Here is a 23,884-nt window from a genome sequence, read left to right as displayed (position 1 = left end):
TATAGCGCGCTCGCTCGGCTTTGGCAAGGGGTTTTTGCAATTTTTCTAGGAAATTTCTGCGTTTTCAGATTCTGCCCAAAGCCCTCTCCACATTGGCTGCAACCTTAGGCGGTTTGCCCATCGGCCTTTAACACCTCTTCCGCCGCCTTGAGGATGCCGATCTTCCCGGTGGCGTAGTTGAGCCCGCCCTGAAACCAGACGGCAAAGGGCTCGCGGATGGGGGCGTCTGCCGACAGTTCAATGGAGGAGCCCATGGTGAAGGTCCCTGCCGCCATGATCACCTCATCCTCATATCCGGGCATGGGGCAGGGTTCGGGGGTGACAAAGGAGTCCACCGGCGCCCCGGCCTGAATGCCCCGGCAGAAGGCACAGAGACGCTCTTTGTCCCGCAGGCAGATGGCCGAGATGATGTCGGCCCGGGTATCGTCTACCGCCGGGTAGACCTGGTAGCCCAGCTCCTCGAAGAGGGCGTTGGCAAAGCAGGAGACCTTCATGGCCTCGCCGGTGACGGTGGGGGCGTGAAACAGCCCCATGTAGAGGGCGCGATTCTGCCCCAGGGAGCAGCCCAGTTCCCGCCCTGTCCCCGGGGAGGTGAGCCGGTAGGCGCAGAGCTCCACCAGGTCGCGGCGGCCGGCGATGTAGCCGCCCGACTGGGCGATCCCCCCGCCGGCGTTTTTGATGAGGGAGCCCATCATGATGTCGGCCCCCACCTGCACCGGCTCGACCTTCTGGGAGAACTCACCATAGCAGTTGTCCACCATGACGATGCAGTCGGGGTTGGCCGCCTTGACGGTGCGGCAAACCTCTCCGATCTCCTCCACCGTAAAGGAGGGGCGCAGGCTGTACCCGCGGGAGCGCTGTATGTAGCAGAGCTTGACCCCCTTGCAGGCCGCAGCGATGGCGGGCAGGTCAAAGCGGCCGTCCTCCCGCAGCTCCAGCTGGCGGTACTCCACCCCGAAGTCCTTCAGGGAGCCGTTGCCCTTCCCCCGCAGGCCGATGACCTCCTCCAGGGTGTCGTAGGGCTTGCCGGAGACCGAGAGCATCACGTCGCCGGGGCGCAGCACCCCAAAGAGGGCGACGGTGATGGCGTGGGTGCCCGAGGCAAAGCCGGCGCGAAAGAGGGCGTCCTCGGCCCCCACGGCGGTGGCAAAGACCTGGTCCAGGGCGTCCCGCCCCCGGTCGTCATAGCCGTAGCCGGTGGTGTCGGTCAGGTGGGAGCCGCCGATGCGCTGGGCCTGAAAGGCGTAGAGAATTTTTTGTTGGTTGTAGGCCTGTATCTCCTCAATGCGTTCAAAGGCTCCCTGGCACCGCTTTTCGGCAGCCGCTGCAAGGGCTTCGACCCGCTCGGAAAAATGAAAAAATGCTGTCACTGTATGATTCCCTCCCATGTGCTTTGACAGGGCGCGAAGCCCTGGAATTGGTAAAACGACGCCCGCTCCGGCGCGCAGCAGAGGAGCAGCCGGTAGCCGGGCAGCGCGGCCCGCAAGTCGGCCAGCGCCCGGGCGGCCAGCCCCCGCCCCCGGTACTGCAGCTGGGTGTAGACCTGTTCGATCACCCCCTGGCGGGAACCGGGGTCCAGGGCGTAGACCCCGGCGGTGGCCCGCAGCGCCCCGTCCGCCCGTGCCCCCGCCAGCAGGGCCGCCCCGTGGCGCAGCCGGTGAGACAGCTCGCCGTAGAAAACAGAGCCGCCGAAGGCCGTGTCCCACCGGGCCAGCAGGGCGGCCACCTCGGCCAAGGGCGGGCCTTCGAGGGCAGAGGGCGGCCCCGGTGGGCAGCGGCAGGCGAGCACCCGCCGCTCCTCCCCCCCGACGGGCAGGTTGACCAGGTAGCGGCGCACCCCGCAAAAGCGGAGGAACTCCTCCGCCTGGGGCCACTGCCCGGCGTCCGCCAGACAGACCGTCGCCTGTTCCCCCAGGGTACAGAGGGCTCCCCCGCCCGAAAAACAGTAAAATCGCGCCCCCAGCGCCGGCTCCCACACCCGGTAGAGGGCGGCCAGCTTGACGGCGGTCAGCGCGCCCTCCCGCCCCTCCAAGGGGAGGGTGCCGCCGGGGGCCAAGGGGTCAATCGACGGCATCGATGAGCCCCTTGGCCAGTTCGTAGACGGCATGGATGTCGGCGGCGCTGGCCACACAGCTGGCGGTGTGCAGGTTGCGGCAGGGAACCGAGATGGCCAGGGTCTTGACCCCGCCCCGGCTGCGGTGAACCTGCCCGGCGTCGTTGCCGCCGAACACCCCCTGCTTTTGCTGGATCGGGATTTTGCGCTCCTCTGCGATCCGGCGGGCCAGTTGCAGGAGTTCCCGGTCGTAGATGGTCCCCCGGTCCATGGGGCCGACCACCGCGCCCCCGCCCAGGGCGCAGACCCGCTGCCCCTCGGGCAGGCCCAGGTTGTCGGCAGCGGTGGTGGCCTCCAGCACCAAGGCCAGGTCGGGGGCCACGGTGTAGGCCGCCGCCTGGGCGCCCCGGCAGCCCACCTCCTCCTGGGTGGTAAAGACAAAGGTGCAGTCGTTTTCAAGGGGCTGTTTGAGGAGCGCCAGCAGGATGGCGACCCCCGCCCGGTCATCAATGGCCTTGGCGGCGATCCGCCCCTCTCCCAGGGGGGTGAAGGGGACGTCGAAATAGGCGATGTCCCCCAGCTGCACCCGCGAGATCGCCTCCTCGCGGCTGGCGGCGCCGATGTCGATGCGCAGCTGGCGCAGAGGGATCTCCCCCTCCCGCTCCTCTGCCTTTTGCAGGTGGATGGGCACCGCGCCGATGACCCCGGCGAGGCCGTTCACCCGCACCGCCTTGCCGGGCAATACCTTCTCGTCGATCCCACCGACGCAGTCAAAGCGGAGATAGCCTCCCTCGTCGATACCGGTGACAATCAGCGCCACCTCGTCCATGTGGGCGCAGACCATCCGCTTTTGGGCGGGGGTGCGGGCCCCCTTCTTCTCGACGATCACACTGCCCAAGGCGTCCACCTGATAGGGAAGTCCCATCTCGCTTAGGCGGTCGGTGACGAAATAGCGCACCTGCTCTTCGCTGCCGGACGCGCCGTCCAGGGCGCAGAGCTGTTTGAGGGTGTTCAGCACGACCACTCGCCCCCTTTCACATAGGCCGCCAACAGGGCGGCGGTGTTCTCGATGTCTGTCAGGTCGCAGACCTCGGCCGGGGTGTGCATGTACCGCTGGGGGATGGAGAGGGTGACGCAGCGCACCCCGCCTCCGGCCACCGCCACCCCATCGGCATTGGTGCCGGTGCGCCCGGCCATGATCTCCCGCTGGAAGGGGATGCCCGCCCCCGCCGCCGTGCGGCAAAGGGCCTGGTACATCCCCCGGTCCAGGGTGGGGGCGTAACCGATCATCGGCCCCGCCCCCAGTTCGCCGCAGTCGGCGGCATCACAGCCGGGGGAGAGGGCGAAGGACACATCCACCGCCACGCAGTGGGTGGGGGCGGCGAGAAAGGCCGCCGTGGCCGCCCCCTGGCCGCCTACCTCCTCCCGGGTGGAGAGGAGGGCGGTGACCCCGCAGCCGTCAAAGCCCGACTCCTTGATCGCCTTGGCCGCCAGGCAGACGGCGGCACAGCCGGCCCGGTCGTCCAGCGCCTTGCCGGTGACCCGGCTGCCCAGCAGCCGCCGCAGGGGGGCCCGGTAGCAGACCCGGTCGCCGGGGGCCACCAGCCGCTCCAGCTCCTCCCTCCCGAAACCGGTGTCCAGGTAGAGCTTGTCCAGAGGGGGGGCTTTTTTAAATCCCTCCATCGCGGAGAGGTGGGGCGCCAGGCAGCTGACCACCGCCGGCACCTCCTCCCCTCCCAGGATGCACAGCCGCGCCGAGAGGAGGAGCCGGTGGTCGATCCCCCCCACCGGCGCGATCTTGACAAAGCCCTCCTCGTCGATGTGGGTGACGAGGAAACCCACCTCGTCGAGATGGGCGTCCAGCAGCAGGTGGGGCCGGCCCTCCTGGGGGGGAACGACGGTGCAGCAAACGCTGCCCAGGGGGGTGCGCTCCACCGGGCCGCAGCAGCCGGCCAGCCAGCGGGCCGCCCAGTCGGCGGCCCGCCCCTCGTCCCCGGCGGGGCCGTCGGCGTCACAGAGGGCTTTCAGCAGTTCAAATGTCTCCATCTTCTCGCTCCCTTCCGCCGCCCTAAAGGGCGTTGACAATGTCCTTGTAGTGGTTGCCCCGCACCTCAAAATTTTTGTAGAGATCAAAGCTGGCCGAGGCCGGACTGAGGCTGACGATGTCCCCCGGCTGGGCGGCCGCCCGCGCCTTGGCCACCGCCTCCGCCATGTCGGCGGCGTGGAGGATCTGCAGCTTTTGGGGGTCGTATGCGGGGCAGCCGGTGACCGCCGCCTCGATCTTCTCGGCGGTGGCGCCCATCAGCACCAGCACCTTGACCCGCTCGGCCACCACCGGTCCCAGGGGATCATAGGGGATTTTCTTGTCGTACCCGCCGGCGATCATGATGATCCGCCGGTCAAAGGAGCGCAGCCCGGCGATGGAGCGGGTGGGGCTGCTGGCGATGGAGTCGTTGTAGTAGCGCACCCCGTCCAGCTCCCGCACAAACTCGATGCGGTGCTCCACCCCGCCGAAGGCCGCCGCCACCTTCCGCATGGTCTCGGGGGAGACAAGGCCCCAGGCAGCGGCGATGGCCCCCAGGTAATTTTCCACGTTGTGCTCCCCGGGGATGCGGATCTCCGACTTGTGAAAGAGGGGGTGCACCCCCGCCCCGTCGGCCATGCAGAGCACGCCCTCTTCGTTTAAAAAGGCCCCCCGCGCCACCGGGGCAAAGCGGTCAAACCAGTACAGATCCCCCCGCACCCCCTCGGCGAAGGAGCGGGTGATGTCGTTGTGAAAGTTGAGCACCGTCTTGGAAAAAGCGCCCTGATGGAGGTAGAGGTTGCGCTTGGCGTCCACATACTCGGCCATGTCCTTGTGCATATCCAGGTGGTTGGGGGCCACATTGGTAATGAGGGCGATGTCCGGGCTCTGGCGCATGGAGATCAGCTGAAAGCTGGAGAGTTCCACCACCGCGAAGTCCTCAGGGCCGATCTCCTCGACAATGGGCAACAGGGCCCGGCCAATATTCCCCCCCAGGTGGACCGTCTTCCCCTCTGCCTTCAAAAACTCCGAGAGGATGGTGGTGCTGGTGGTCTTGCCGTCGCTGCCGGTGACCCCGATGATCCTGCAGGGGCAGAGGGCGAAAAATACCTCCATCTCAGAGGTGACTACCACCCCGCGGGCCCGGGCCTCGGTGAGTTCGGGGGTGTAAAACTTCATGCCGGGGGTGCGAAAGAGGACGTCCTCGCAGATGTCCTGCAAATAGCCCTCCCCCAAAATCAGGGAGACCCCCATGGCCTCTAATCGGTCGGCGGTCTCCCCCATCTTTTCGCGGCCGGCGCGGTCGCGCACCAGCACCCGAATCCCCTTCTCGCGAAAGAGGCGGATGCAGTCAAAATGGCTGACCCCCGCCCCCACGAAGGAGACGGTCTTCCCCTTCATCCCTTCAAAAAAAAGCGCTGCTTTGCTCTTCATCGGCAAATCCCCCCTGCATTGATTCTGGCCCGTCCGGGCGCCCGACAATCGCCGGCGCGGGCGATCCGCCCCGGCCCTTTTGCGCGCAATTTTCGGCGGCCGGCGGGGCCAGACCCGCGGCGCGCTGTCCACAGATATTTTTATTATACGTTTTCCCCCTGCCAAAGGCAACCAAATCCCCCGAAAAAGGGCAAAAGAGCGCCGGTTGCGGTTGAAATCGACCGGTGGGGATGGTATGATAATTTCATCCATAAATGTCACAAATATCAAGGGCTGTTCCTGTGCAACTTGTTTGCCAGAAAGGCGCCCTCTGCCCCTATAAAAAGGAGAATGCCCATGTCTGTACAAGCCCTCATCTTTCCCGAGGGGTACTGCGCCCCCCTCTCGGTGATGGAGACCCAGGTGGCCATCAAACTGATCAAAGACACCTTCGAGCGGGAACTGGCGCAAAACCTCAACCTGACCCGGGTCTCGGCCCCCCTCTTTGTCACCCAGGACAGCGGCCTCAACGACAACCTGAACGGAGTGGAGCGCCCCGTCTCCTTCGACATCCGCGACGCCGGATCAGACGTGGAGATCGTCCACTCCCTGGCCAAGTGGAAACGGGTGGCCCTCAAAAAATACGGTTTTGGGCCGGATACCGGCCTCTACACCGACATGAACGCCATCCGCCGGGACGAGGTGCTGGACAACCTGCACTCGGTCTATGTCGACCAGTGGGACTGGGAGAAGGTCATCACCCGCCAGACCCGCAACGAGTACACCCTCCGGGAGACGGTCAACCAGATCGTGGACGCCCTCTACACCACCCAGCAGAAACTCTGCGAGGCCTTTCCCCAGGTGGAGCCGGTGATCGCCAGCGAGATCGCCTTTGTCACCACCCAGGAGCTGGAGGACCGCTGGCCCCAGCGCACCCCCAAAGAGCGGGAAGACCTGATCTGCCGGGAGAAGAAGCTGGTCTTTTTACAGCAGATCGGCGGCAAGCTGCAGGGGGGCGAACCCCACGACGGCCGCGCCCCCGACTACGACGACTGGTCCCTCAACGGGGATATTTTGGTCTGGTACCCCCTGCTGGAGCGGGCGCTGGAGATCTCCTCCATGGGCGTTCGGGTGGACCGGGAGGCCCTCCTCTACCAGCTGGCCGAACGAAAGGCCACCGACCGGGTGAAGTTCCCCTTCCACCGGATGCTCATCGACGAGACCCTGCCCCTGACCATCGGCGGGGGGATCGGCCAGTCCCGCATCTGCATGCTGCTTCTGCAAAAGGCCCACATCGGCGAGGTGCAGGCCAGCGTCTGGCCGGAGGAGGACGTGGCCGCCTGCGCGCGCCACGGCATCCACCTGCTGTGAGGGCGCTCAAAAAGGGGCTGCAACGGTGGACAGCCGCCCTGCTGGCCGCCGCCCTCTGCCTGTCGCTGACAGCCTGTGGCAACCGGGGCGGGGGGAAAAAGATCGTCTACGACCTAGGGCAAAACCCCGAAAACCTCGACCCTCAGCTGGCCAGCGACAGCGCCTCCCTCACGGTGGTGGGGAACATTTTCGAGGGGCTGCTGGTCAAGACCGCCAGCGGGGAGATCGTGCCCGGGGTGGCCGAGTCCTACACCACCGAAAACAGCGAAAAGCGCTATCGGTTCACCCTGCGCGCCGACGCCACCTGGTCCGACGGCACCCCGGTGACCGCCTATGACTTTGCCTTTGCCTTCCAGCGCCTGTTCGACAAGGCCACCCGCTCGCCCTATGCGGGGGATTTCTTCTCCATCTCCGGCAGCCGCGCCTACTACGAGGGCACCGGCTCGCTGGAGGGGCTGGGGGTCAAGGCGGTGGACGAGCGCACCCTGGTCATCGACCTCTGGCACAGCGACCCCTTCTTCACCGACCTGCTCACCACCCCGGCGGCCTTTCCCTGCAACCAGGCCTTTTTCGAGGGGACCAAGGGCGGCTACGGCCTTAGCAGCAAGGACCTGCTCTCCAACGGGCCCTTCCTGCTGGACACCTGGATCGACAACGAGGACGCCAACTACCTCTTCCTAAAGGCCAACAGCACCTACAAATCCGACTCGCCGGTGGTGGCGGGGAGCGTATTGCTCTCGGTGGAGGGCGGATATGACGAGCGCAAGGCCCGATTCGAGAGCGGCAAGAGCGACTGCTTTTTGTACCGAGAGCACCCGGGCGGCAAGCTGGCCGAGCGGGCCCTCACCTACGACAACACCACCTGGTGCCTGGTGCTCAACACCCAGCGGGGGATGCTGCAAAACCAATCTGTCCGCCGCGGGCTGATGCTGGCCACCGACACCAGCGCCATCAAGGACCTGCTGCCCGCCTACCTGAAGGTCGCCGGCGGCCTGGTCCCCCCCAGCGTCACCATGATGGGCCAGTCTTTTCGGGAGTACGCCGGGACCACCGTCGTCGAGGCCCCCAACGCGGCGACGGCCAAGGAGCTCTTCTCCCAGGGGTTGGCCGCCCTGGGGAAAGAGCGCCCCGACGCCCTCACCGTCCTCTGTCCCGAGGGGAGTGAGGGCTATCTCGGCGAACTGATGCAGCTCTGGCAGCGGGACCTGAACTTCTTTCCCACCCAGGCCGCCGCCCAACCCCTCTCCGAGGTGGAGGCCCTGGTGAACTCCGGCGACTTCGACATCGCCCTGCTGCCGGTCACCTCCACCCAAAACAGCGTCGAGGCCTACCTGGGCGATTTTGCCACCGGCAGTGAGTGGAACCTGCCCCGCCTCTCCGACCCGGCGGTGGACGGCCTGTTGGAGCAGGTCAACAACGCCACCTCCACCGCCGAGAAGGAAGCTCTCTGCAAACAGCTGGAGGAGGTCGTCCTCCATACCGGCTGCATCATCCCCCTCTACTACCAGGCGCAGTTTTTCGTGCAGGGGGAAAAGGCCGAGCACATCGAGTACAACCCCTTCTTCGGCTACGTCAAATTCAAAGAGGCCCGCAAGGGCTAACCCCCTTAAAACCGCCCCCATCTGCCGGGCGGTTTTTTTGTGCGATCGAACTATCTCTCTCATAAATCATCCCCTGTCGGCCTATCCTGAAAGGAGAGGGGGTTCCCTTTCCCCCACTTTTTTGCAAAAGCCCTTGCATTTTTTGGATAAATATAGTATAGTTAATACCAGAAACAGGAATGATTCCTATTATTAAAAAATAATGGAGGCGCAGGTATGGACTTAAAAGCATTTTACAAACTCACCTATGGGCTCTACATCCTCTCCAGCGAGTTTGAAGGGAAGGCGGCCGGCTGCGTCGTCAACACCCTCACCCAGGTAACGGCTGAGCCCGTCAAGGTGGCGGTGGCGGTGAGCAAGGACAACTTCACCACCCAGATCATTGCCAAGTCGGGGCGGTTTGCCGCCATCTCGCTGTTGCAAGAGGCCAGCATGGATCTCATCGGCCGCTTTGGCTTTCGCTCCAGCGCCGATGAGGACAAGTTCGCCGCCACCCCCCACGCGCGGGACAGGGCAGGCATCCCCTACGTGACCGAGAGCGCCGCCGCCTTTGTCAGCTGCAAGGTGATCGACCAGCTGGACCTGGGCACCCACATCCTCTTCATCGGCGAGGCGGAGGAGGCCGAGACCTTGAGCCAGGACGAGGTGCTCACCTACACCTACTACCAGACCGTGAAAAAGGGCGGCACCCCCAAAAACGCCCCTTCCTACAAGGGCGAGGCCGCGGTACAGCCCGCCGTCAAGGGCTGGCGCTGCACCGTTTGCGGCTACATCCTCGAGTCGGAGACCCTCCCCCCCGACTTTATCTGCCCCATCTGCCACCAGGGGGCCGACAAATTCGTCAAGCTGTAACCCCACTCGTCCCCCTCTCCCCCGCCCAACAGGGCGGGGGATTTTTTTGCCAACCGCCCTCCGACAAAAAATTTTTGGAAAACCGTTGACAAGGGGAACGCAAAGTTATATAGTCAATTACACAAGTAATGAACCAAATAACAAGAGGGAGGGATCGCCATGCACCTGGACTTTGGCAGCGACCTGCCCATCTATCAGCAGATCACCCGCTCCATTGAGGACGACATCGTCCTGGGGGTGTTGCCGGAAGAGGGACAGATTCCCTCCACCACCGAAATATCGGTGGGCTACAAGGTCAATCCCGCCACCGTGGCCAAGGGGTATAACCTCCTTGTGGAACAGGGAATTTTGTACAAGAGAAGAGGCGTGGGAATGTTTGTCAAAGAGGGGGCCAGAGAGATTCTGCTGGCCAAGAGGAGAGAGGATTTTTACGGCACCTATGTGAGCGCCCTGCTCAAAGAGGCCGAAAAGCTGCAGATCAGTGTGGACGACGTCATCGCCCTGTTGCAGCGCGCCAAAGCCGACCGCGGCTAAAAGAGAGGAGAGAGTTCTACCATGGCAACCATCGCAATTCGCGGTCTCTGCAAGAGCTACGGCAAAGCTGAAGTGCTCAGAGACATCGACCTGACTTTTGAGCAGGGCCGCATCTACGGCCTGCTGGGGCGCAACGGGGTGGGCAAATCCACCCTGCTCAACCTGATCACCCAGCGCATCTTTCCCGACCGGGGGGAGATCTCTGTGGATGGGACCCCCGTGGGTGGGCCCGGGGACCCCCTGCGCAAAATCTACTGCATGAGCGAGGTCGCCCTCTACCCCGAAAACATGCGGGTGGCCGAGCTCTACCGCTGGACAGCTGATTTCTACCCCCATTTCGACCGGGCCCGGGCCGACCGCCTCACCGCCGCCTTCGCCCTCGACCCCCAAAAGCGAATCAAGTCCCTCTCCACCGGCTACGCCTCCATCGTCAAGCTGATCGTCACCCTCTCCTCCGGCGCCGAGGTGCTCATCTTCGACGAGCCGGTGCTGGGGCTGGATGCGGGCCACCGCAGCCTGTTTTACAGAGAGGTCCTCTCCCTCTACGGGGAGAAGGGCTGCACGGTGGTCCTCTCAACCCACATCATCGAGGAGATTTCCGACCTGTTGGAGTCGGTGATCATTCTGGAGGACTGCCGGGTGCTGGTGAGCGAGCGCGTGGACCAACTGCTGGACGGCTACCACTGCGTCTCCGGAGCCGAGGGCGAAGTATTGGGCTACCTCTCCGGGCGGGCGGCCGTTCACACCGAGCGGATGGGCCCCTACCTCTCGGCCACAGTGGCCGGCCCGGCCGACCGGGAACAGGCCGACCGGCTGCACCTGACCCTGATGCGGCCCAAGCTGCAAGACCTGTTCATCCACCTGACCCAGGGCAAAGGAGGCACACTGTAATGAAACACACCCTCACCGTCATGCGCTACAATCTATCCGATTCCCTGCGGCCCACAGCCATCTTCTTTTTTATCTACACCGCCATCGTCCTCCTCAACGCCCTGCTCTCCTATCTGATCCCAGGGGGGAACACCGTCGGCAGCGATATGTCTATCCTCATCTTCCTCTTTATCTGTGGAGTGGTGGGTTTTCGCTACAACTTCTTCTTCGCCATGGCCAACAACGTCTCCCGCCGGGACTTCTTTCTGGGCACCGCCCTCAGCGGTCTGTTGCCGTCCATTCTCTCGGCGGCGGTGATGATTGTCATCAACCGCCTCGTCGGCCTCTTTTACCCCATGCCCACCCTGTACACCCTGTGTTTTGAGCGGGAGCGGCTGATCTTCCAGCCGGACGGCGTGGCCATCAGCGCCCAGAGCGCGGGCAAAGAGGCCCTCACCCTGCTGATGAGCTTTCTCTTCCTGGCGGTGCTGGGCTTTGCCATCTACCTGATCGGCTTTTTTATCAGCACCCTCTTTTACCGGATGAGCAAACTGCTGCGGATGACCTTCTGGGTGGTTCCCTGGCTGCTGGTCGTCCTCACCACCCTCCTCTGGCCGATCCTCCCCCAGTCCGTCACCGGCGGCCTGACCCGCTTTTTCTCGGCCATTCTGGGGATCACCTCTCACAGCGCCTGGCCCCCCATGGCCACTGCCATGGTGCTGGCACTGTTCCTCACCCTCTGCGGTTGGCTGCTGACCCGGCGGGCCGTCCTCAAAAAATAGCCGCTCCGGCGGCGGAAAGGGGGAATCGCCGTGGGGCATCTGGGCTTTTCCCACATCGGCCTGCTCTGGCTGGCAATGCTCTTCATCCCCAACCTGTACTGGGTCAAGCGCCAGCCCGCCGGCTACACCCCTGCTGGGGGAAACCGGCTGCTGGCGGCCCTGGAGCGGGTGGGCGAAGCCGGCGTCACCTGTTGCGCCCTCCTCTTCTCCGACTTCAACCTGCGCCCCCTCTCCCCCCGCAGCCTTTGACTAGCCCTCTCCTTTATTCTGATGGTCGCCTATGAGTGCTGGTGGGTGCGCTATTTTCGCAGCGGGCGCACCCTGCGGGACTTCTATCGCCCGCTGCTGGGCATCCCAGTGGCCGGGGCGACCCTGCCGGTGCTGGCCCTCCTCGCCCTGGGCATCTACGGCCGGGTGATCTGGATGGTGTTGGCCGCCCTGGTCTTGGGGGTGGGGCACATTGGCATCCACCTGCAACACCGCCGGGAGGGCGAGGGGTAAACGCCGCCTCTTCCCGCCTTTTCAAAAAGCCGTCCCTCAACAAATCGAACGGGTAAAAACGGAGAGTCGGCAAAGGCTTCCCGATGGAGAGGAATAGATTCCATCAGGGGGCTTTTGTTATGCCGGGCAAAAATATATGGCGACAGCACTGTGGTTCATCAGGCTGCTCGGCAGCTTTGACAGTTCAGTTGGGGTTTCCACGGTTCAAACACCCCTCGGCCAGCAGAAGCCCCTTCCCCCTCTTTCTACTCAGAAAAGGGGCTTTCTCCTCCCTTTCTCTTTGCTTCTCCGCACAGATGGAGTATACTGAAACGGCGCAATCTTTTTCCCCCAAAACGCGCCGCCATGCGATGTGCAACCAGCGGTTGTCAAAATTGCCTCCCTCGGTTGGTAGAAGAAAAGGGGGCTTTCCCCTATAGTGGAGACAGCCGCGGCGACGGCGCCCGGCAAACTGATGAACAAGGTGGATAAAAATCAATGGGCATATCTGAAAAACTGTACGCGCTGCGCAGGGCCCGCCAACTCTCGCAGGAAGAGCTGGCCGAAGTTCTGGGGGTTTCCCGCCAGGCGGTGCAAAAGTGGGAGTCCGGCGCTTCCACCCCCGACGTGGGCAACCTGGTCGCCTTGAGCGACTACTTTGACGTCAGCCTAGACGAACTGGTCAAGGGGGAGAAGCAGCCCCGACAGCCGCTCCCCCCGGCCGATGACGCAACGCCCTTCCCCCGCCGCCTGCACTGGGAGTACAAGAGCAAGCGAACCCTCTTCGGGTTGCCCCTGGTACACATCCACCTGGGGTGGGGGCTCTGCCGCGCCAAGGGGATATTGGCCATCGGCAATCTGGCCACCGGCCTCCTCTCCCTGGGGGCGCTCTCGGCCGGCCTTTTCTCCCTCGGCGGGCTCTCCCTGGGGCTGTTGGCCATCGGCGGGCTCGCTCTGGGCGGGGTGGCCCTGGGCGGGGCGGCGATCGGCCTGCTGGCCATTGGCGGGCTGGCGGTGGGGGTGGTTTCCCTGGGCGGGCTCTCCATCGGCGTCTATGCAGTGGGGGGCGCGGCCCTGGCCGACCGGGTGGCCATCGGCGGGTTTGCCTCTGGCCACATCGCCCTTGGTGAACGGATGCGGGGAAGTTTGACCATCCCCCGCGGGAGCTGCACTCCCGATTCGCTGCGCCGGATCATTTTGGACGAGTACCCCCACGCCTGGAAGGCCCTTGTCGACTTTCTCACCCTCTTTTTGGAATAGTCCCCACAGAGAAGAAACAGCGCCCCGGCGGATGGATTTCCGCCGGGGCGCTGTCCCTTTTGGCGCGGTCCTGTCCGCGCCCTGAAAGACTGCCGGACTGGCACTGCCGGCAATGGCCCGGGGGCCGTCAAACCCCGGCGCTCCTTGCCGGGCAGATGGAACGGCGCAACGGCGCAAATCGCCGGGGAGCCCACCACCTCCCCCGCTGCAGGGGGGCGAAGGACGCCCTCAGCGCTCAAAGGGGGAAACCCTGCCCTGAAAAGGGCGCGCCTATATCCCCCGGCAGGGCGGACGGCAGGCGCATCTCCCCGCACAGGCATTCCAGCGGCGGCATTTGGGGGCCCGGCCCAGGGCTTTTCTTCCTCAGCGCGCCGAGAGCCCCCGCCCCCAACGGGGCAGGGGCTCTCGACAGCGATTTGACAGGGGCAATTCCTCACAGAATGCCCAGGGCGATCTCCATCATGTTGGTGAGGGCCAACTCCCGGTCGGCCGAGGAGATGGACTGTTTCTCCCCCTTCAGGGTGTCGGAGATGGTCAGCAGGGTCGCGGCTCTCTTGCCGTTGAGGGCCGCGTTGTGAAAGAGGGCAAAGCTCTCCATGTCGATGCAGATACAGCCGTGCTCCCGGTTGAGTTTTTCAATGTAGGCGGCCTTGTCCACCCCGTGGTAGTAGAACACGTCGCTGGAGTGGACGACCCCCTCCACCAGTTCTTTCCCCAGGCGCTGGGCGCTCTCCTTGAGCTGGGCGTTGAGCTGGGTGCTGGGGTAGGTGAGGTCCTTGTCGTACCCGCTCTGCGCCAGGGCGTAGGTGGAGGCGCTCCAGGCGGCGGTGGCCATCACCACGTCGAAGAGGTTGAGCCCCTCCACATAGGAGCCGGAGGAGCCCAGGCGGATGATATTGTCCACCCCGTAGTGGTGAAACAGCTCGTAGGAGTAGATGCCGATGGAGGGGATCCCCATCCCGCTGCCCATCACCGAGACCGGTTTGCCCCGGTAGGTGCCGGTAAAGCCCAGCATCCCCCGCACGTGGTTGAACTCGCTCACATTGTCCAGGTAGGTATCTGCAATGTACTTGGCGCGCAGAGGGTCCCCCGGCATGAGAACGGTGCTGGCGATCTGTCCCTTTTCTGCTGTGTTGTGTGGCGTTGCCATCATTCATATCCTCCTCTGTTCTGCCGCCGGCACAGCAGGTCTCTGCCCAGCCGACGTGACCGTATTAAAACAAATGGTGCTTTAAATATAACATTTGTTATTTACAACATAACATGGTAAAATACAATCGTCAACAAAAAGGAAACGGTTTGACAAAGAGTTGTGAAAGCCACACAAAAAGCTGGCCCACTTTCTATTTACATAGCGCGGCAGACATGATAAATTGAAAGAAGATCGGAAACAAATGGGGTGTTTTTATGACAAAAAAGGAACAGCGGCAGAGCCTTCTGCTGCAGATAATATCCGCCCAGGGGATGCTGCCCATCCGCACCCTGGCCACCCGGCTGGCGGTGTCGGAGATGACGGTGCGCCGGGACCTGGCCGAACTGGAGCTGGGCCACCCCTCCGACGGGGAGGAGGGGGGCTACTCCCTGCTGCAGGAGCTGGAAAAGGCCAACGCCCAGAAGGAGCAGATCGGCCGGGCCGCCGCCGCCCTCATCGAGCCGCGGGACGTCATCGCCATCGACACCGGCAGCACCACCGCCAAAATCCTGCCCCACATCCCCACCAACTACGACCTGACCGTCCTCTGCTACAACGCCAACGTCCTCTTCGCCCTGCGCAACCGGCCCGGCATCCGCCTGTTGATGTGCGGCGGGGTCTACCACCCCAACACCGAGATGTTGGAATCCGCCGAGGGGGTGTCCTTCATCCGCCGCATCCGGGTCAACAAGGCCTTTCTCTCGGCTGCCGGCATCCACCAGACCCTGGGGGTCACCTGCGCCAACCCCTACGAGGTGGCGGTGAAGGAGGCGGTCCTTCAGTCCTCCTCTCAAAAAATCCTGGTGGCGGACTCGGGCAAGTTCGGCCAGGTGCGCTCCTCCCACTTCTGCGACCTCTCCCAGCTGGACACCATCGTCACCGACACCCAGCTCTCCCCCCAGTGGCAAGCCGATTTGGAGGAGACGGGGGTCGCCCTCCGCCTGGCTTAACCCCCTCTCCGCTTCAAAACCACCGTCAAAGAGCGCTCCCCGCCGAGTTCCCGGCGGGGGGCGCTCTTTCTCCTTTAGTGCCTCTCCCCTCAAACTGCCCCGGGGATTTTGCGGTTGAAGATGCAGCGGGCCTGGCCCGGCTTGCTGCCTGTACTGCTGCACTGGCCACAGCTGACGCAGGCCGCCCCCTCCCCTGCCCGCAGGCGGGGGATCAAGTCTGCCTGGCAGATAAAGGGGCGGCAGAGAGAGACCATCTCAATCCCCCGGTCGAGCACCGCCGCCATGTCCTCCAGGGTGCGCACGCCTCCCACCAGCATCACCGGCTGGTCGGCGGTCTTTCGCAGCTGGGCGGCCCGCTTCAGGTAGTAGTTGTGCTGCCCCTTGCGCTGGTAGAAATCACAGCCGCTAAACTCCACCGCCTCCACCTTCCAGGCGGCAAACCGCTCCATCATATAGGGCAGGTCGGCGGCGTACGCCTCGTCCCCTTCGGGGGCGTTGCTGTTGATCTTGACAAAGATCGGGTAGCCCTCTCCACAGCGGGCCCGCACGGCGGCCAGCACCTCCTCCACAATGCGAAAGCGGTTCTCCCGGCTGCCGCCGTACCCATCGTCGCGGCGGTTGCAGCAGGGGGTGATGAACTGGGAAAGCAGGTAGAGGTGGGCGCAGTGGATCTGCACCCCGTCGCAGCCGGCTGCCTGGGCCCGCCCCGCGGCGGCGGCAAAGGCCGCCACCGCCTGGGCGATCTCCTCTTTGGTCATGGCGCGGGCCGGCGCACCCGGCTCCAGGGTGATGGCGGAGGGGGCCAGGGGCACCTCCGGGGTGGCCTTGGCCCCAGCGTGGCTGAGCTGGGCCACCACTTTGCAGCCGTGGCGCTGCACCCGCTTCACCGCGCGCGCCAGGGCCGGAATGTAGCGGTCGTGGTCCAGGGCGTTCTGGCTGGCCGACGCCTGGCCCAGGGCATCCACATAGAGGTGGCCGGTGATGAAGAGGCCCAGGTCATTTTGGGCCAGCTCCTCCCAGATGTCGGCCTGTAAGTCGCTCACATAGCCGGTCTCGTTGCCGATATAGTCGTGGGTGGCGGAACGGGCGATCCGGTTTTTTACCGTCATGGTCCGCAGGGTCACCGGGGTAAAAACGGGGTGCATGGTCATGACTCCTCTTTCTTTTATATATCAATCAGTATAGCACAGTTTCTTTTTCACGAATGCCAAATGGATTAAAAATTCATCCACTCCTTAGGCCATATTCCACAGTGCGAGTATGGGGAATTATACCTTTCATTTTTCTGCATCTGTGAGGGGCTCCCGTTGATCTCTTCAACCAACTCAGAGGTCTGCACCTCTAAATTTCCAATTGTCTTGCCCCGATAGTCAGGACAGGCCAACCCCAGCTCTGATGCACGATGGCGAATATAGGCCAACCTGGCGTAGGACAGAACCTTGGTCTGGTCTTTTGCCGAAAGGGACAGTCGGGTGTAAATCCAGTCCCGATCCAGTGCTGCCCGTTCCCAAAACGCCGGTGTGTCATCCCCTAGATTCGATTGCTGAAGGAGGAATTGAACATCTTCCTCTACATTTTCCCAGACCAATTCCTGAATTTCTTTTTGATAGTATTCACCCTGTTCTTGATAGCCCTCCTCCACCATCTCCCTGCAAAGGCGCTGTCGGTACATCCAATGGTAGCTTGCAACCGTATAATCCGCATAGGGTTGCTTTTCCAAAATACTGGGTGCCTGCACACACAGCACCTGGCGGTTCTGTTCTATCAGGCTCTCCGCCTCTCGCTGCGGCGCAAATCGCCGCCACATCTGGTCAAAATAGTAAAAGTAGAGGTAGGCATCCGCCGATCCGGCTTCGGCAGAGCTCTCAACCGAATCGTCTTTCTCCATCATGGGGGCGAGTCCTGCGGCACACCGTTCGGCAAAATAAAAGTATGGAGTAGTTCCTGCTGGGATTTCCGTCTGAAAATGTTTGAGAAGGGAGGCAACCAACGATTCTCCCTCATAGACCTTGTGCCCCGTTTTGTCAGGTTTGAATGTCTGATAAATCAGCACTCCCCCACCAATTGCAAGCACCGTCATCCCGGCAAAAAAAAGCGTTTTGTACTTCCCGTATCGCAACTTTTTGATCTGTGGGGCAACCGTTCGCTCCAAGGTCTTTCTGTTCTGGTCAATCTGCGCAACGCCAATGCCCACTGCCAACGACAGGAAAAACAGTGGCAGGTATTTGGTGAGCAGGATTTCGCCATTCAACGCCCGATTGCCGAGAAACAGAATGCTCTCCTCTCCCCCAATTGAAGTCAGCAGATGATATATGATTGGAACTGCCGCCGCCAACAGGACCGAGCGAAAGAGGATCATGATGGTGAAAAACACCACGCAGTAAACAAACATAATGATTGCATATTGCAGCGAATAGAGAAGCAGATTGGTAAAATGCAGCCACATTTTTAAAAGAAGGGCAAAGGGGAGCAGTAAGAAGGCCGTGTGCGCCCAGATCGACAGTGCGTCAAATGACCTGACATAGGGAATTCGGCGGTAGGCCAGCAGCAGCTCCGCCGCACCCGGCTCAAATTGCCCTCTGAAGTAAAATACCAAATACCAAACGGGAATCAGGGGGATATAAGCGGAAAATGACTGCAGCATATCGGTTGAGATGAGTGGAACAAATTGGTCGCTGAATTGCGCCACTGCCACCGGTTGATAGGCCATATAGGGAAGAAAAAGAAATAGCAGAAAATAAGGGGCCCAGTACACCTTTCCCATATTGCGAAACCCCGAATAGAGAATTCGCAGCCGGTCTCTCATCTGCTCTCCCCCCCGATCCCCCTGATACAGCAAAAGTACCCATCCTCCACATTGGGCTGTACCAGTTTGCCTTCAGCCAATTGTTCGCCGGACAACACCCGCATCCACTCCTGCCCATCTTGCTCGTAAACATTGATTAAGTGCCAGTGTCCCTCTGTGCTTTCCCTTTTGGCCTCTGCCGGAACCACCCATACCTTTCCGCGGGCAATCTCTTCAATCTCTTTTCTTGTGCCTGTGGCCGCCAGCCGACCATTATGGAGGATCAGAATGTGATCACAGATTCCCTCCACGTCGGATACAATGTGGGTGGAAATCAACACCGTCGCTTGCTTTTTGATCTCCGCAATACACATTTTAAAATTCATTCTCTCCTCTGGGTCCAGCCCGGCGGTGGGCTCGTCAAAAAAGACGACGGACGGGTTGCCCAGAAGGGCTTGGGCAATTCCAATGCGGCGAACCATTCCCCCCGAAAGGGCGCCCATCTTCTTTTTTGCCTCCCCCGTAAGCCTTACGAGCTTTAAACAGCGGGCAACCTCTTCGTTTCGCTGGGATTTGGGAATCTTTTTCAAGGTGGCAAAATAGGCCAGCGTCTCCTCTACCGTAAGTTCTTCAAAGGCCATGAACTGCTGCGGCAGGTAGCCGAAAGAAAAGTCACTGCCGCGGGCATTTGCCTCGCCCCACCGCACCTGGCCTCCGTCTGGCTTGTAAAGGCCCAAAATCGTTCGCATCAGGGTCGTTTTTCCCGCCCCGTTGGGGCCCAACAGGCCGTATACCCCCCGTTCCAATGTCAGGGTGATGTCCTGTACGGCAACTTTTTTGCCAAAGCGCTTCTCCAGATGATCTACCCGAATCATCCCTGCACCTCCAACACCTCTTGCAGAGGCCGCATATCTTCTTCGTCCAGCAAATATTGATAGAGCTTTTGCAGGACGGCTGCCTCTCCGTCCTCCATGATCGACCGGCCAATTTGATAGGCGATTCCGTCGCTCTCCCGTCCCAATCTCTCCACAACCGCCCGCTTTCCGTAGAGCGAGAAGCTTAAAAACGCCTTCAAGACCTCTCTCTTTTCATCGATCATCGGATTGCCGGTCTCCCCTTTGAGCACTTCCAGCGCCGAATAAGATCTTCGCTGAATGTAGTCCGGCAAGCTGTTTTGCAGACTAAGGTTATTCAGGCTGCGTATATTTAAAAGTGTATAGGTATGGTCCGGCAATTGGAGAAACGAACTGACAGGCAGGTTTCCGCCGCCAACAATGATTTTGGGACTGTGTAGCTGTTCAGCGGATAGGCCAAGTTTTTGGCAAAGCTGCTCCCTCTCTTCTTCGGAAAGGCGAAACGCCTCTTCCGCATTCATCCAACTCTGACTTTCGTCCTCGTTCAGGAGTGGCATATAGATTTCCGTTTCACCGAGGCGCACGGCTTTCCCCAAGCCACCAACCAGGGTGAGCCCTCTGGCGCGCCCCTCGTAGTGGCCATTTTCTCCCGGCAGATTGCAAAAGAGGGAGAAGACGCCGCTCTCAATGTCAACCCGAAACTCCTTCTCCGACGTCAGGAAAGAGGTATCCCCCAATCCGTCCGCTCTTTTTTGAAATTGAGCCATCGGCAGATAACCGGCCATGGGGTAGTACGGGAAGTTGGCCAACAACAGGATTCCCTGGGAATTGCTGTAATACCCTGCGCCATTCCCCTCGTAGAGAAAGGTCAGTGCCGATGGATCGGCGGCGGCAACGGAGACCAAAACGTAATCCCCATCCCGCTCAAAGGGGACCTCTTTCCCTCGATTATCTTTGATGGAGCGCAGTCGATAGCCGTGGTAAAGGGTGAAGGGCAGCTCTGTCTCCTGCACGTCTGCCAGCTCCACCGTGACGGCAGCTTGCAGCTCTCGCCTGGCGGACAACTTCATGTCGTATGCCACAATCGAAACATTTCCCGGTCTCTCTTTGTCCGATCGCTTTTCAAAGTAGTCCTGATCTGCTAGCCATATATCTCTGCTTAAATCGTATCCCCAGTAGTGCTGGCTTCCACCGAGGAAAAAGCCGGCCAACTGCCCAACTGCAACGACGGTGCACAGAGCTGTAACCGCCCATCCGACTTTTCTTTTCCCCTTTAGCAGCCAGCACAGGATGGCAGTGAAGAAAAACACCCAGAACAAAATCCGATTCCAGCGAACCGCCTCATTGGGGTAGCCATAAAAAAAGTCATAAACAAAACTACTGCCCGTCCGATAAGGAAAAAGTTCTAGAAGAGACCCATACTGCACAACGTCGCTTTGATAGCCCACCTGAACAAGAAACCACTGAAACGAGGGGCTGAAGAGCAAAAACGCGCCAATCAGCATCCCATATGACACAACTCCCCTGCCAAAGGCCACGGCAATTGCCCCACCCAGGGCAATTCCCATCATTGACAAAAGCCACACATCCAGCAGATAGACCTTAAAAAAATGAAAAAATATAGCGGCGCTGTTGTCTCCCTGTCTCGCCATGATAATGCACGCATACAAAAAAAGGTTGACAAATAAAATGAGGGAAATTGCGCCCAGCACCAACCCCTGCGAAAATAACTGCTTTCCTCTCCCCCCGGGAATCACCCCCAGGGCCTCCCACAGCCGTTTGTCTTTGGCGCTGCCGATAAAAATCTGGCCGAGAATGCCAAAGCCAATGAACCAGATGAGCTGGCAGCGAAGCAAACTACTCGTAAACACCAGGACATAATCAAACTGCAAAGCGAGATAGATTCCAATGCCGTTGCACACGACAAACAGGGCAATGGCGGCCACCATGGTAATGGGATTTCTCCAGAAAACTTTCCAACTGCTCTTAAAAAGGTTCACTGTACACCCCGCCCGTCTGTCAGAGTAGAAAAGGGAAAGCAAACGCTCTCCCCTTTCCACTCCCGTATTCTGAAAAAACCTAGATGGTCACATGCATGGCGGCGGTTACCGGGTGGCCGTAAGCCGATTGTCCCTGCGCCCGCCAATAGCGACTAGATCCATCAGCATCGCTGCTGCCCTCACGGACGTCGCCACCGCCGCATTTAAGCGAGATGACGACATGGTAGGTGCCGTTCTGATAGGCTCCCTCACCAACAACCGTACCGGTATTATAATAGGTTTCCAACTTCCCAGATGCATAGGTCGACGTATAGGATGTTCTACTGGAATAACACTTCCCTGTGCCTGTGATATTTGCTGTCACCGTTTGCGCGCCCACCGGTAAGGCCACAGCAAGCAGACAGCAAATCGCAGCAACACCTGCCAACCCTTTTTTCATCATCATACCCTCCCGTTCATTTATTGGAACGGGCTTTCCTTGGTTGTAAAATAGCATATTTTTTAGTTTTTGTAAATATGTACATTATTTTTTCTCTATTTCTCCCTATTTCTTTAGATTTTATTATACAAAGTGCAGATTTTTCCGACAACAATCTTCTGTATTCGACAAAATTTAAATTTGGCAAAAAGGCGTCCATGCTTGTCGAAATGAGCCTCTTTCAATAGCAGAGAGCGCTCCAGTCTCTCCGCTGATTCCATTTGTGTCTTATAGTTTGACAGTGTGTCCTTCCCTGTCGTTGATATGGACACAAAAAAAGAGGGACCGGCATCTCTGCCTGTCCCTCTTTTTAAGTCCTGCGAGCAGGACTGCGCATCTCTAAAAAGCCCGTCTCTTAAACCAGCTCGATGATGGCCATCTCGGCGGCGTCGCCGCGGCGGGGGCCGATCTTGACGATGCGGGTGTAGCCGCCCTTGGTCTCGGCGTACTTGGGGGCGATCTCGTCAAACACCTTCTTGGCAACGCCCTCTTTGGTCACGTAAGAGTAGACCTGGCGCTTGGCGTGAAGGGTGTTCTCCTTGCCGGTGGTGATGATCTTCTCAGCAGCCGAGCGGACCTCTTTGGCGCGGGTGACGGTGGTCTCGATCTTGCCGTTTTCCAGCAGATAGGTGACCATGGCACGCAGCATCGCCTTTCTGTGGTCGCTTGCCCTGCCCAATTTTCTAGGCATAGAAATTCACTCCTTTTGCGGGATTTGAAAGGAGGAGGGAGGTTTACTCCTCGCTCTCCTTCAGGCTGACTCCCAGCGAGTCCAGCTTGTTGATAACTTCTTCAAAGGACTTGCGGCCCAGGTTGCGGACCTTCAGCAGCTCATCCTCGGTCTTGTTGGTGAGGTCCTCAACGGTGTTGATTCCCGCACGGCGCAGGCAGTTGGACGAGCGGACGGACAGGTCCAGTTCCTCGATGGTCATCTCCAGAACCTTCTCCTTGCCCTTGTCGTCCTTCTCCACCATGATCTCCGCGCTGTACGCCTCACCCGACAGGTCGACGAACAGGTTCAGGTGCTCAATGATCACCTTGGCGCCCAGAGAGACAGCCTCCTTGGCGGAGATGGTGCCGTCGGTCCAGACCTCGAGGGTCAGCTTGTCGTAGTCGGTGATCTGGCCTACACGGGTGTTTTCCACCTTGTAGTTGACCTTCAGCACCGGGGTGTAGATGCTGTCCACCGGGATGACGCCGATGGTCACATGCTGGCTCTGCTTGTTCTTGTCAGCCGGCACATAACCGCGGCCCTTCTCCAGCACCAGTTCCATGCTCAAGGTGGCCCCTGCGCCCAGCCATGCAATGTGCATGTCGGGGTCCAGGATCTCCACCTCGCTGTCGGCCTGGATGCTGCCGGCAGTCACCTCGCACTCGCCGCTGGCCTCAATGTAGACCACCTTCGGCTCGTCGCAGTGCAGTTTGGCAGTGAGGCCTTTGATGTTCAGGATGATTTCGGTGACATCTTCCTTCACACCGGGAATGGTTGAGAACTCGTGCTGAATGCCGTCGATCTTGACAGAGGTGACGGCAACTCCGGGCAGCGAGGAGAGCAGGACCCGCCGCAGGCTGTTGCCCAGGGTGATCCCATAGCCGCGCTCGAGGGGTTCTACCACGAATCTTCCATAAGAACCGTCAGAAGCCAGTTCTTCCGTCTCGATTCTCGGCTTTTCAATCTCAATCATTTATGACCCTCCTTCAGACAGATTGTGTCGATGTGCCCATGGGCCATCGCCGTTTCTCGCCGAACCCTCACTTATTTGGAGTAGTACTCGACGATCAGCTGCTCGTCGACTTCAAAGTCGATGTCCTCGCGGGCGGGCAGCTTTGTGACGGTGGCTTTCAGGTTCTCTCTGTCCACATCCAGCCAGATGGGGGTCGGGCGGGAGGCGTTGGCCTCCGCCAGCTCTTTGACCTTGACGCTGTCTTTGCTGGAATCTTTCACAGCGATGACGTCGCCGGCCTTCACCCGGTAAGAGGGGATGTTGACCTTCTTGCCGTTGACGGTGAAGTGGTTGTGCAGCACCAGCTGACGGGCCTCTTTGCGGGAAGAGGCGAAGCCGCAGCGGTAGGCCACGTTGTCCAGGCGGCTCTCGAGGATCTGAAGCAGGATGCTGCCGGTCACGCCCTCTTTGCGGGCGGCCTCCTCGTAGTAGCCGGCGAACTGCTTCTCCAGGACGCCGTAGTAGCGGCGGGCCTTCTGCTTCTCGCGCATCTGCAGGCCGTACTCGGACACCTTTCTTCTGCTGTTCTGGCCGTGTTCACCCGGGGCGTAAGCCCGACGGGAGATGGCGCATTTATCGGAATAGCAGCGTTCCCCTTTCAGGAACAGCTTCTGACCTTCACGGCGGCACTGACGGCACACCGCACCAGTATATCTAGCCAT

At 60.8% G+C, this 23,884-nt stretch carries 24 protein-coding genes; 10 read left to right on the top strand and 14 right to left on the bottom strand.

The window, feature by feature from the left end; translation table 11 throughout:
- Positions 1 to 104 precede the first annotated feature (104 nt).
- From HJY11_RS08725 to murD, 5 genes are read right to left on the bottom strand one after another with little or no spacing between them, the layout of a single operon-like run.
- Positions 105 to 1,370 carry an aminotransferase class I/II-fold pyridoxal phosphate-dependent enzyme gene (locus HJY11_RS08725; RefSeq protein WP_368041565.1) on the bottom strand — a complete coding sequence of 422 codons (1,266 nt, stop codon included), beginning with the start codon at positions 1,368 to 1,370 and terminating at the stop codon, positions 105 to 107.
- On the bottom strand, positions 1,367 to 2,074 hold the full coding sequence (locus tag HJY11_RS08720) for a GNAT family N-acetyltransferase (protein WP_208075581.1): 708 nt from the start codon (positions 2,072 to 2,074) through the stop codon (positions 1,367 to 1,369). The genes HJY11_RS08725 and HJY11_RS08720 overlap by 4 nt, the downstream gene beginning before the upstream one ends.
- Positions 2,061 to 3,071: a M42 family metallopeptidase gene (locus HJY11_RS08715; protein WP_208075580.1), complete on the bottom strand. Its 1,011-nt coding sequence runs from the start codon at positions 3,069 to 3,071 to the stop codon at positions 2,061 to 2,063. The genes HJY11_RS08720 and HJY11_RS08715 overlap by 14 nt, the downstream gene beginning before the upstream one ends.
- Positions 3,065 to 4,099, bottom strand: a complete 1,035-nt coding sequence (locus HJY11_RS08710) for a M42 family metallopeptidase (protein ID WP_208075579.1) — start codon at positions 4,097 to 4,099, stop codon at positions 3,065 to 3,067. Before HJY11_RS08710 ends, HJY11_RS08715 begins: the two co-directional genes overlap by 7 nt.
- A gap of 22 nt (positions 4,100 to 4,121) precedes the next feature.
- Positions 4,122 to 5,510 carry a UDP-N-acetylmuramoyl-L-alanine--D-glutamate ligase gene (gene murD / locus HJY11_RS08705; RefSeq protein WP_208075578.1) on the bottom strand — a complete coding sequence of 463 codons (1,389 nt, stop codon included), beginning with the start codon at positions 5,508 to 5,510 and terminating at the stop codon, positions 4,122 to 4,124.
- A 336-nt stretch (positions 5,511 to 5,846) separates the two neighbouring features.
- On the opposite strand from murD, the gene asnA reads away from it, so the two are divergent.
- From asnA to HJY11_RS08665, 9 genes are all read left to right on the top strand, one after another.
- Positions 5,847 to 6,860 (top strand): aspartate--ammonia ligase, encoded by a 1,014-nt coding sequence (asnA, locus tag HJY11_RS08700; protein WP_208075577.1) that lies wholly within the window; start codon positions 5,847 to 5,849, stop codon positions 6,858 to 6,860.
- Positions 6,857 to 8,461, top strand: coding sequence for a peptide ABC transporter substrate-binding protein (locus HJY11_RS08695; protein WP_208075576.1), 1,605 nt, complete (start codon positions 6,857 to 6,859; stop codon positions 8,459 to 8,461). Before asnA ends, HJY11_RS08695 begins: the two co-directional genes overlap by 4 nt.
- A gap of 216 nt (positions 8,462 to 8,677) precedes the next feature.
- A complete protein-coding gene (locus tag HJY11_RS08690; RefSeq protein WP_208075575.1) occupies positions 8,678 to 9,313 on the top strand; it encodes a flavin reductase in 636 nt (211 codons plus the stop codon).
- Between the two features lie 159 nt (positions 9,314 to 9,472).
- Positions 9,473 to 9,847 carry a GntR family transcriptional regulator gene (locus HJY11_RS08685; protein ID WP_021658427.1) on the top strand — a complete coding sequence of 125 codons (375 nt, stop codon included), beginning with the start codon at positions 9,473 to 9,475 and terminating at the stop codon, positions 9,845 to 9,847.
- 21 nt (positions 9,848 to 9,868) lie between these two features.
- Positions 9,869 to 10,738: an ATP-binding cassette domain-containing protein gene (locus HJY11_RS08680; RefSeq protein WP_208075574.1), complete on the top strand. Its 870-nt coding sequence runs from the start codon at positions 9,869 to 9,871 to the stop codon at positions 10,736 to 10,738.
- A complete protein-coding gene (locus tag HJY11_RS08675) occupies positions 10,738 to 11,499 on the top strand; it encodes a hypothetical protein (protein WP_208075573.1) in 762 nt (253 codons plus the stop codon). Before HJY11_RS08680 ends, HJY11_RS08675 begins: the two co-directional genes overlap by 1 nt.
- 30 nt (positions 11,500 to 11,529) lie before the next feature.
- Positions 11,530 to 11,748 carry a hypothetical protein gene (locus tag HJY11_RS15785; protein ID WP_438820429.1) on the top strand — a complete coding sequence of 73 codons (219 nt, stop codon included), beginning with the start codon at positions 11,530 to 11,532 and terminating at the stop codon, positions 11,746 to 11,748.
- Between the two features lie 45 nt (positions 11,749 to 11,793).
- Entirely contained in the window at positions 11,794 to 12,000 is a 207-nt protein-coding gene (locus tag HJY11_RS15780) for a hypothetical protein (protein WP_438820428.1), read from the top strand.
- Positions 12,001 to 12,477: 477 nt separating this feature from the next.
- Positions 12,478 to 13,239, top strand: a complete 762-nt coding sequence (locus HJY11_RS08665; protein ID WP_208075572.1) for a helix-turn-helix domain-containing protein — start codon at positions 12,478 to 12,480, stop codon at positions 13,237 to 13,239.
- 433 nt (positions 13,240 to 13,672) lie between these two features.
- Here the strand turns inward: HJY11_RS08665 and deoD are convergent, their stop codons facing one another.
- Complete coding sequence (gene deoD / locus HJY11_RS08660) at positions 13,673 to 14,389, bottom strand: purine-nucleoside phosphorylase (protein WP_208075637.1); 717 nt, start codon at positions 14,387 to 14,389, stop codon at positions 13,673 to 13,675.
- Between the two features lie 257 nt (positions 14,390 to 14,646).
- Between deoD and HJY11_RS08655 the strand changes: the two genes are divergently transcribed.
- A complete protein-coding gene (locus tag HJY11_RS08655) occupies positions 14,647 to 15,381 on the top strand; it encodes a DeoR/GlpR family DNA-binding transcription regulator (protein ID WP_208075571.1) in 735 nt (244 codons plus the stop codon).
- An 89-nt stretch (positions 15,382 to 15,470) separates the two neighbouring features.
- Here the strand turns inward: HJY11_RS08655 and HJY11_RS08650 are convergent, their stop codons facing one another.
- The 8 genes from HJY11_RS08650 to rpsD form a co-directional block, all read right to left on the bottom strand.
- Positions 15,471 to 16,526, bottom strand: coding sequence for an NADH:flavin oxidoreductase (locus tag HJY11_RS08650; RefSeq protein WP_208075570.1), 1,056 nt, complete (start codon positions 16,524 to 16,526; stop codon positions 15,471 to 15,473).
- A 71-nt stretch (positions 16,527 to 16,597) separates the two neighbouring features.
- Positions 16,598 to 18,187 (bottom strand): hypothetical protein, encoded by a 1,590-nt coding sequence (locus tag HJY11_RS08645; RefSeq protein WP_208075569.1) that lies wholly within the window; start codon positions 18,185 to 18,187, stop codon positions 16,598 to 16,600.
- The gene (locus HJY11_RS08640) at positions 18,184 to 19,041 is read right to left on the bottom strand and encodes an ABC transporter ATP-binding protein (RefSeq protein ID WP_208075568.1); all 858 of its coding nucleotides are present in this window, start codon (positions 19,039 to 19,041) and stop codon (positions 18,184 to 18,186) included. The genes HJY11_RS08645 and HJY11_RS08640 overlap by 4 nt, the downstream gene beginning before the upstream one ends.
- Positions 19,038 to 21,020: a hypothetical protein gene (locus HJY11_RS08635; RefSeq protein ID WP_208075567.1), complete on the bottom strand. Its 1,983-nt coding sequence runs from the start codon at positions 21,018 to 21,020 to the stop codon at positions 19,038 to 19,040. The genes HJY11_RS08640 and HJY11_RS08635 overlap by 4 nt, the downstream gene beginning before the upstream one ends.
- Before the next feature lie 79 nt (positions 21,021 to 21,099).
- A complete protein-coding gene (locus HJY11_RS08630) occupies positions 21,100 to 21,459 on the bottom strand; it encodes a hypothetical protein (RefSeq protein WP_208075566.1) in 360 nt (119 codons plus the stop codon).
- A gap of 394 nt (positions 21,460 to 21,853) precedes the next feature.
- Positions 21,854 to 22,189 (bottom strand): 50S ribosomal protein L17, encoded by a 336-nt coding sequence (gene rplQ / locus HJY11_RS08625; RefSeq protein ID WP_185915768.1) that lies wholly within the window; start codon positions 22,187 to 22,189, stop codon positions 21,854 to 21,856.
- A gap of 43 nt (positions 22,190 to 22,232) precedes the next feature.
- The gene (locus tag HJY11_RS08620) at positions 22,233 to 23,183 is read right to left on the bottom strand and encodes a DNA-directed RNA polymerase subunit alpha (protein WP_021659704.1); all 951 of its coding nucleotides are present in this window, start codon (positions 23,181 to 23,183) and stop codon (positions 22,233 to 22,235) included.
- A 71-nt stretch (positions 23,184 to 23,254) separates the two neighbouring features.
- The gene (rpsD, locus tag HJY11_RS08615; RefSeq protein WP_208075565.1) at positions 23,255 to 23,884 is read right to left on the bottom strand and encodes a 30S ribosomal protein S4; all 630 of its coding nucleotides are present in this window, start codon (positions 23,882 to 23,884) and stop codon (positions 23,255 to 23,257) included.

It is taken from the genome of Bittarella massiliensis (ex Durand et al. 2017) (genome assembly GCF_017566145.1).
GTDB classification, from domain to species: domain Bacteria; phylum Bacillota; class Clostridia; order Oscillospirales; family Ruminococcaceae; genus Bittarella; species Bittarella massiliensis_A.
The sequence above is the reverse complement of the archived record's forward strand: the minus strand, read 5'-3'. Positions and strand labels throughout refer to the sequence as shown.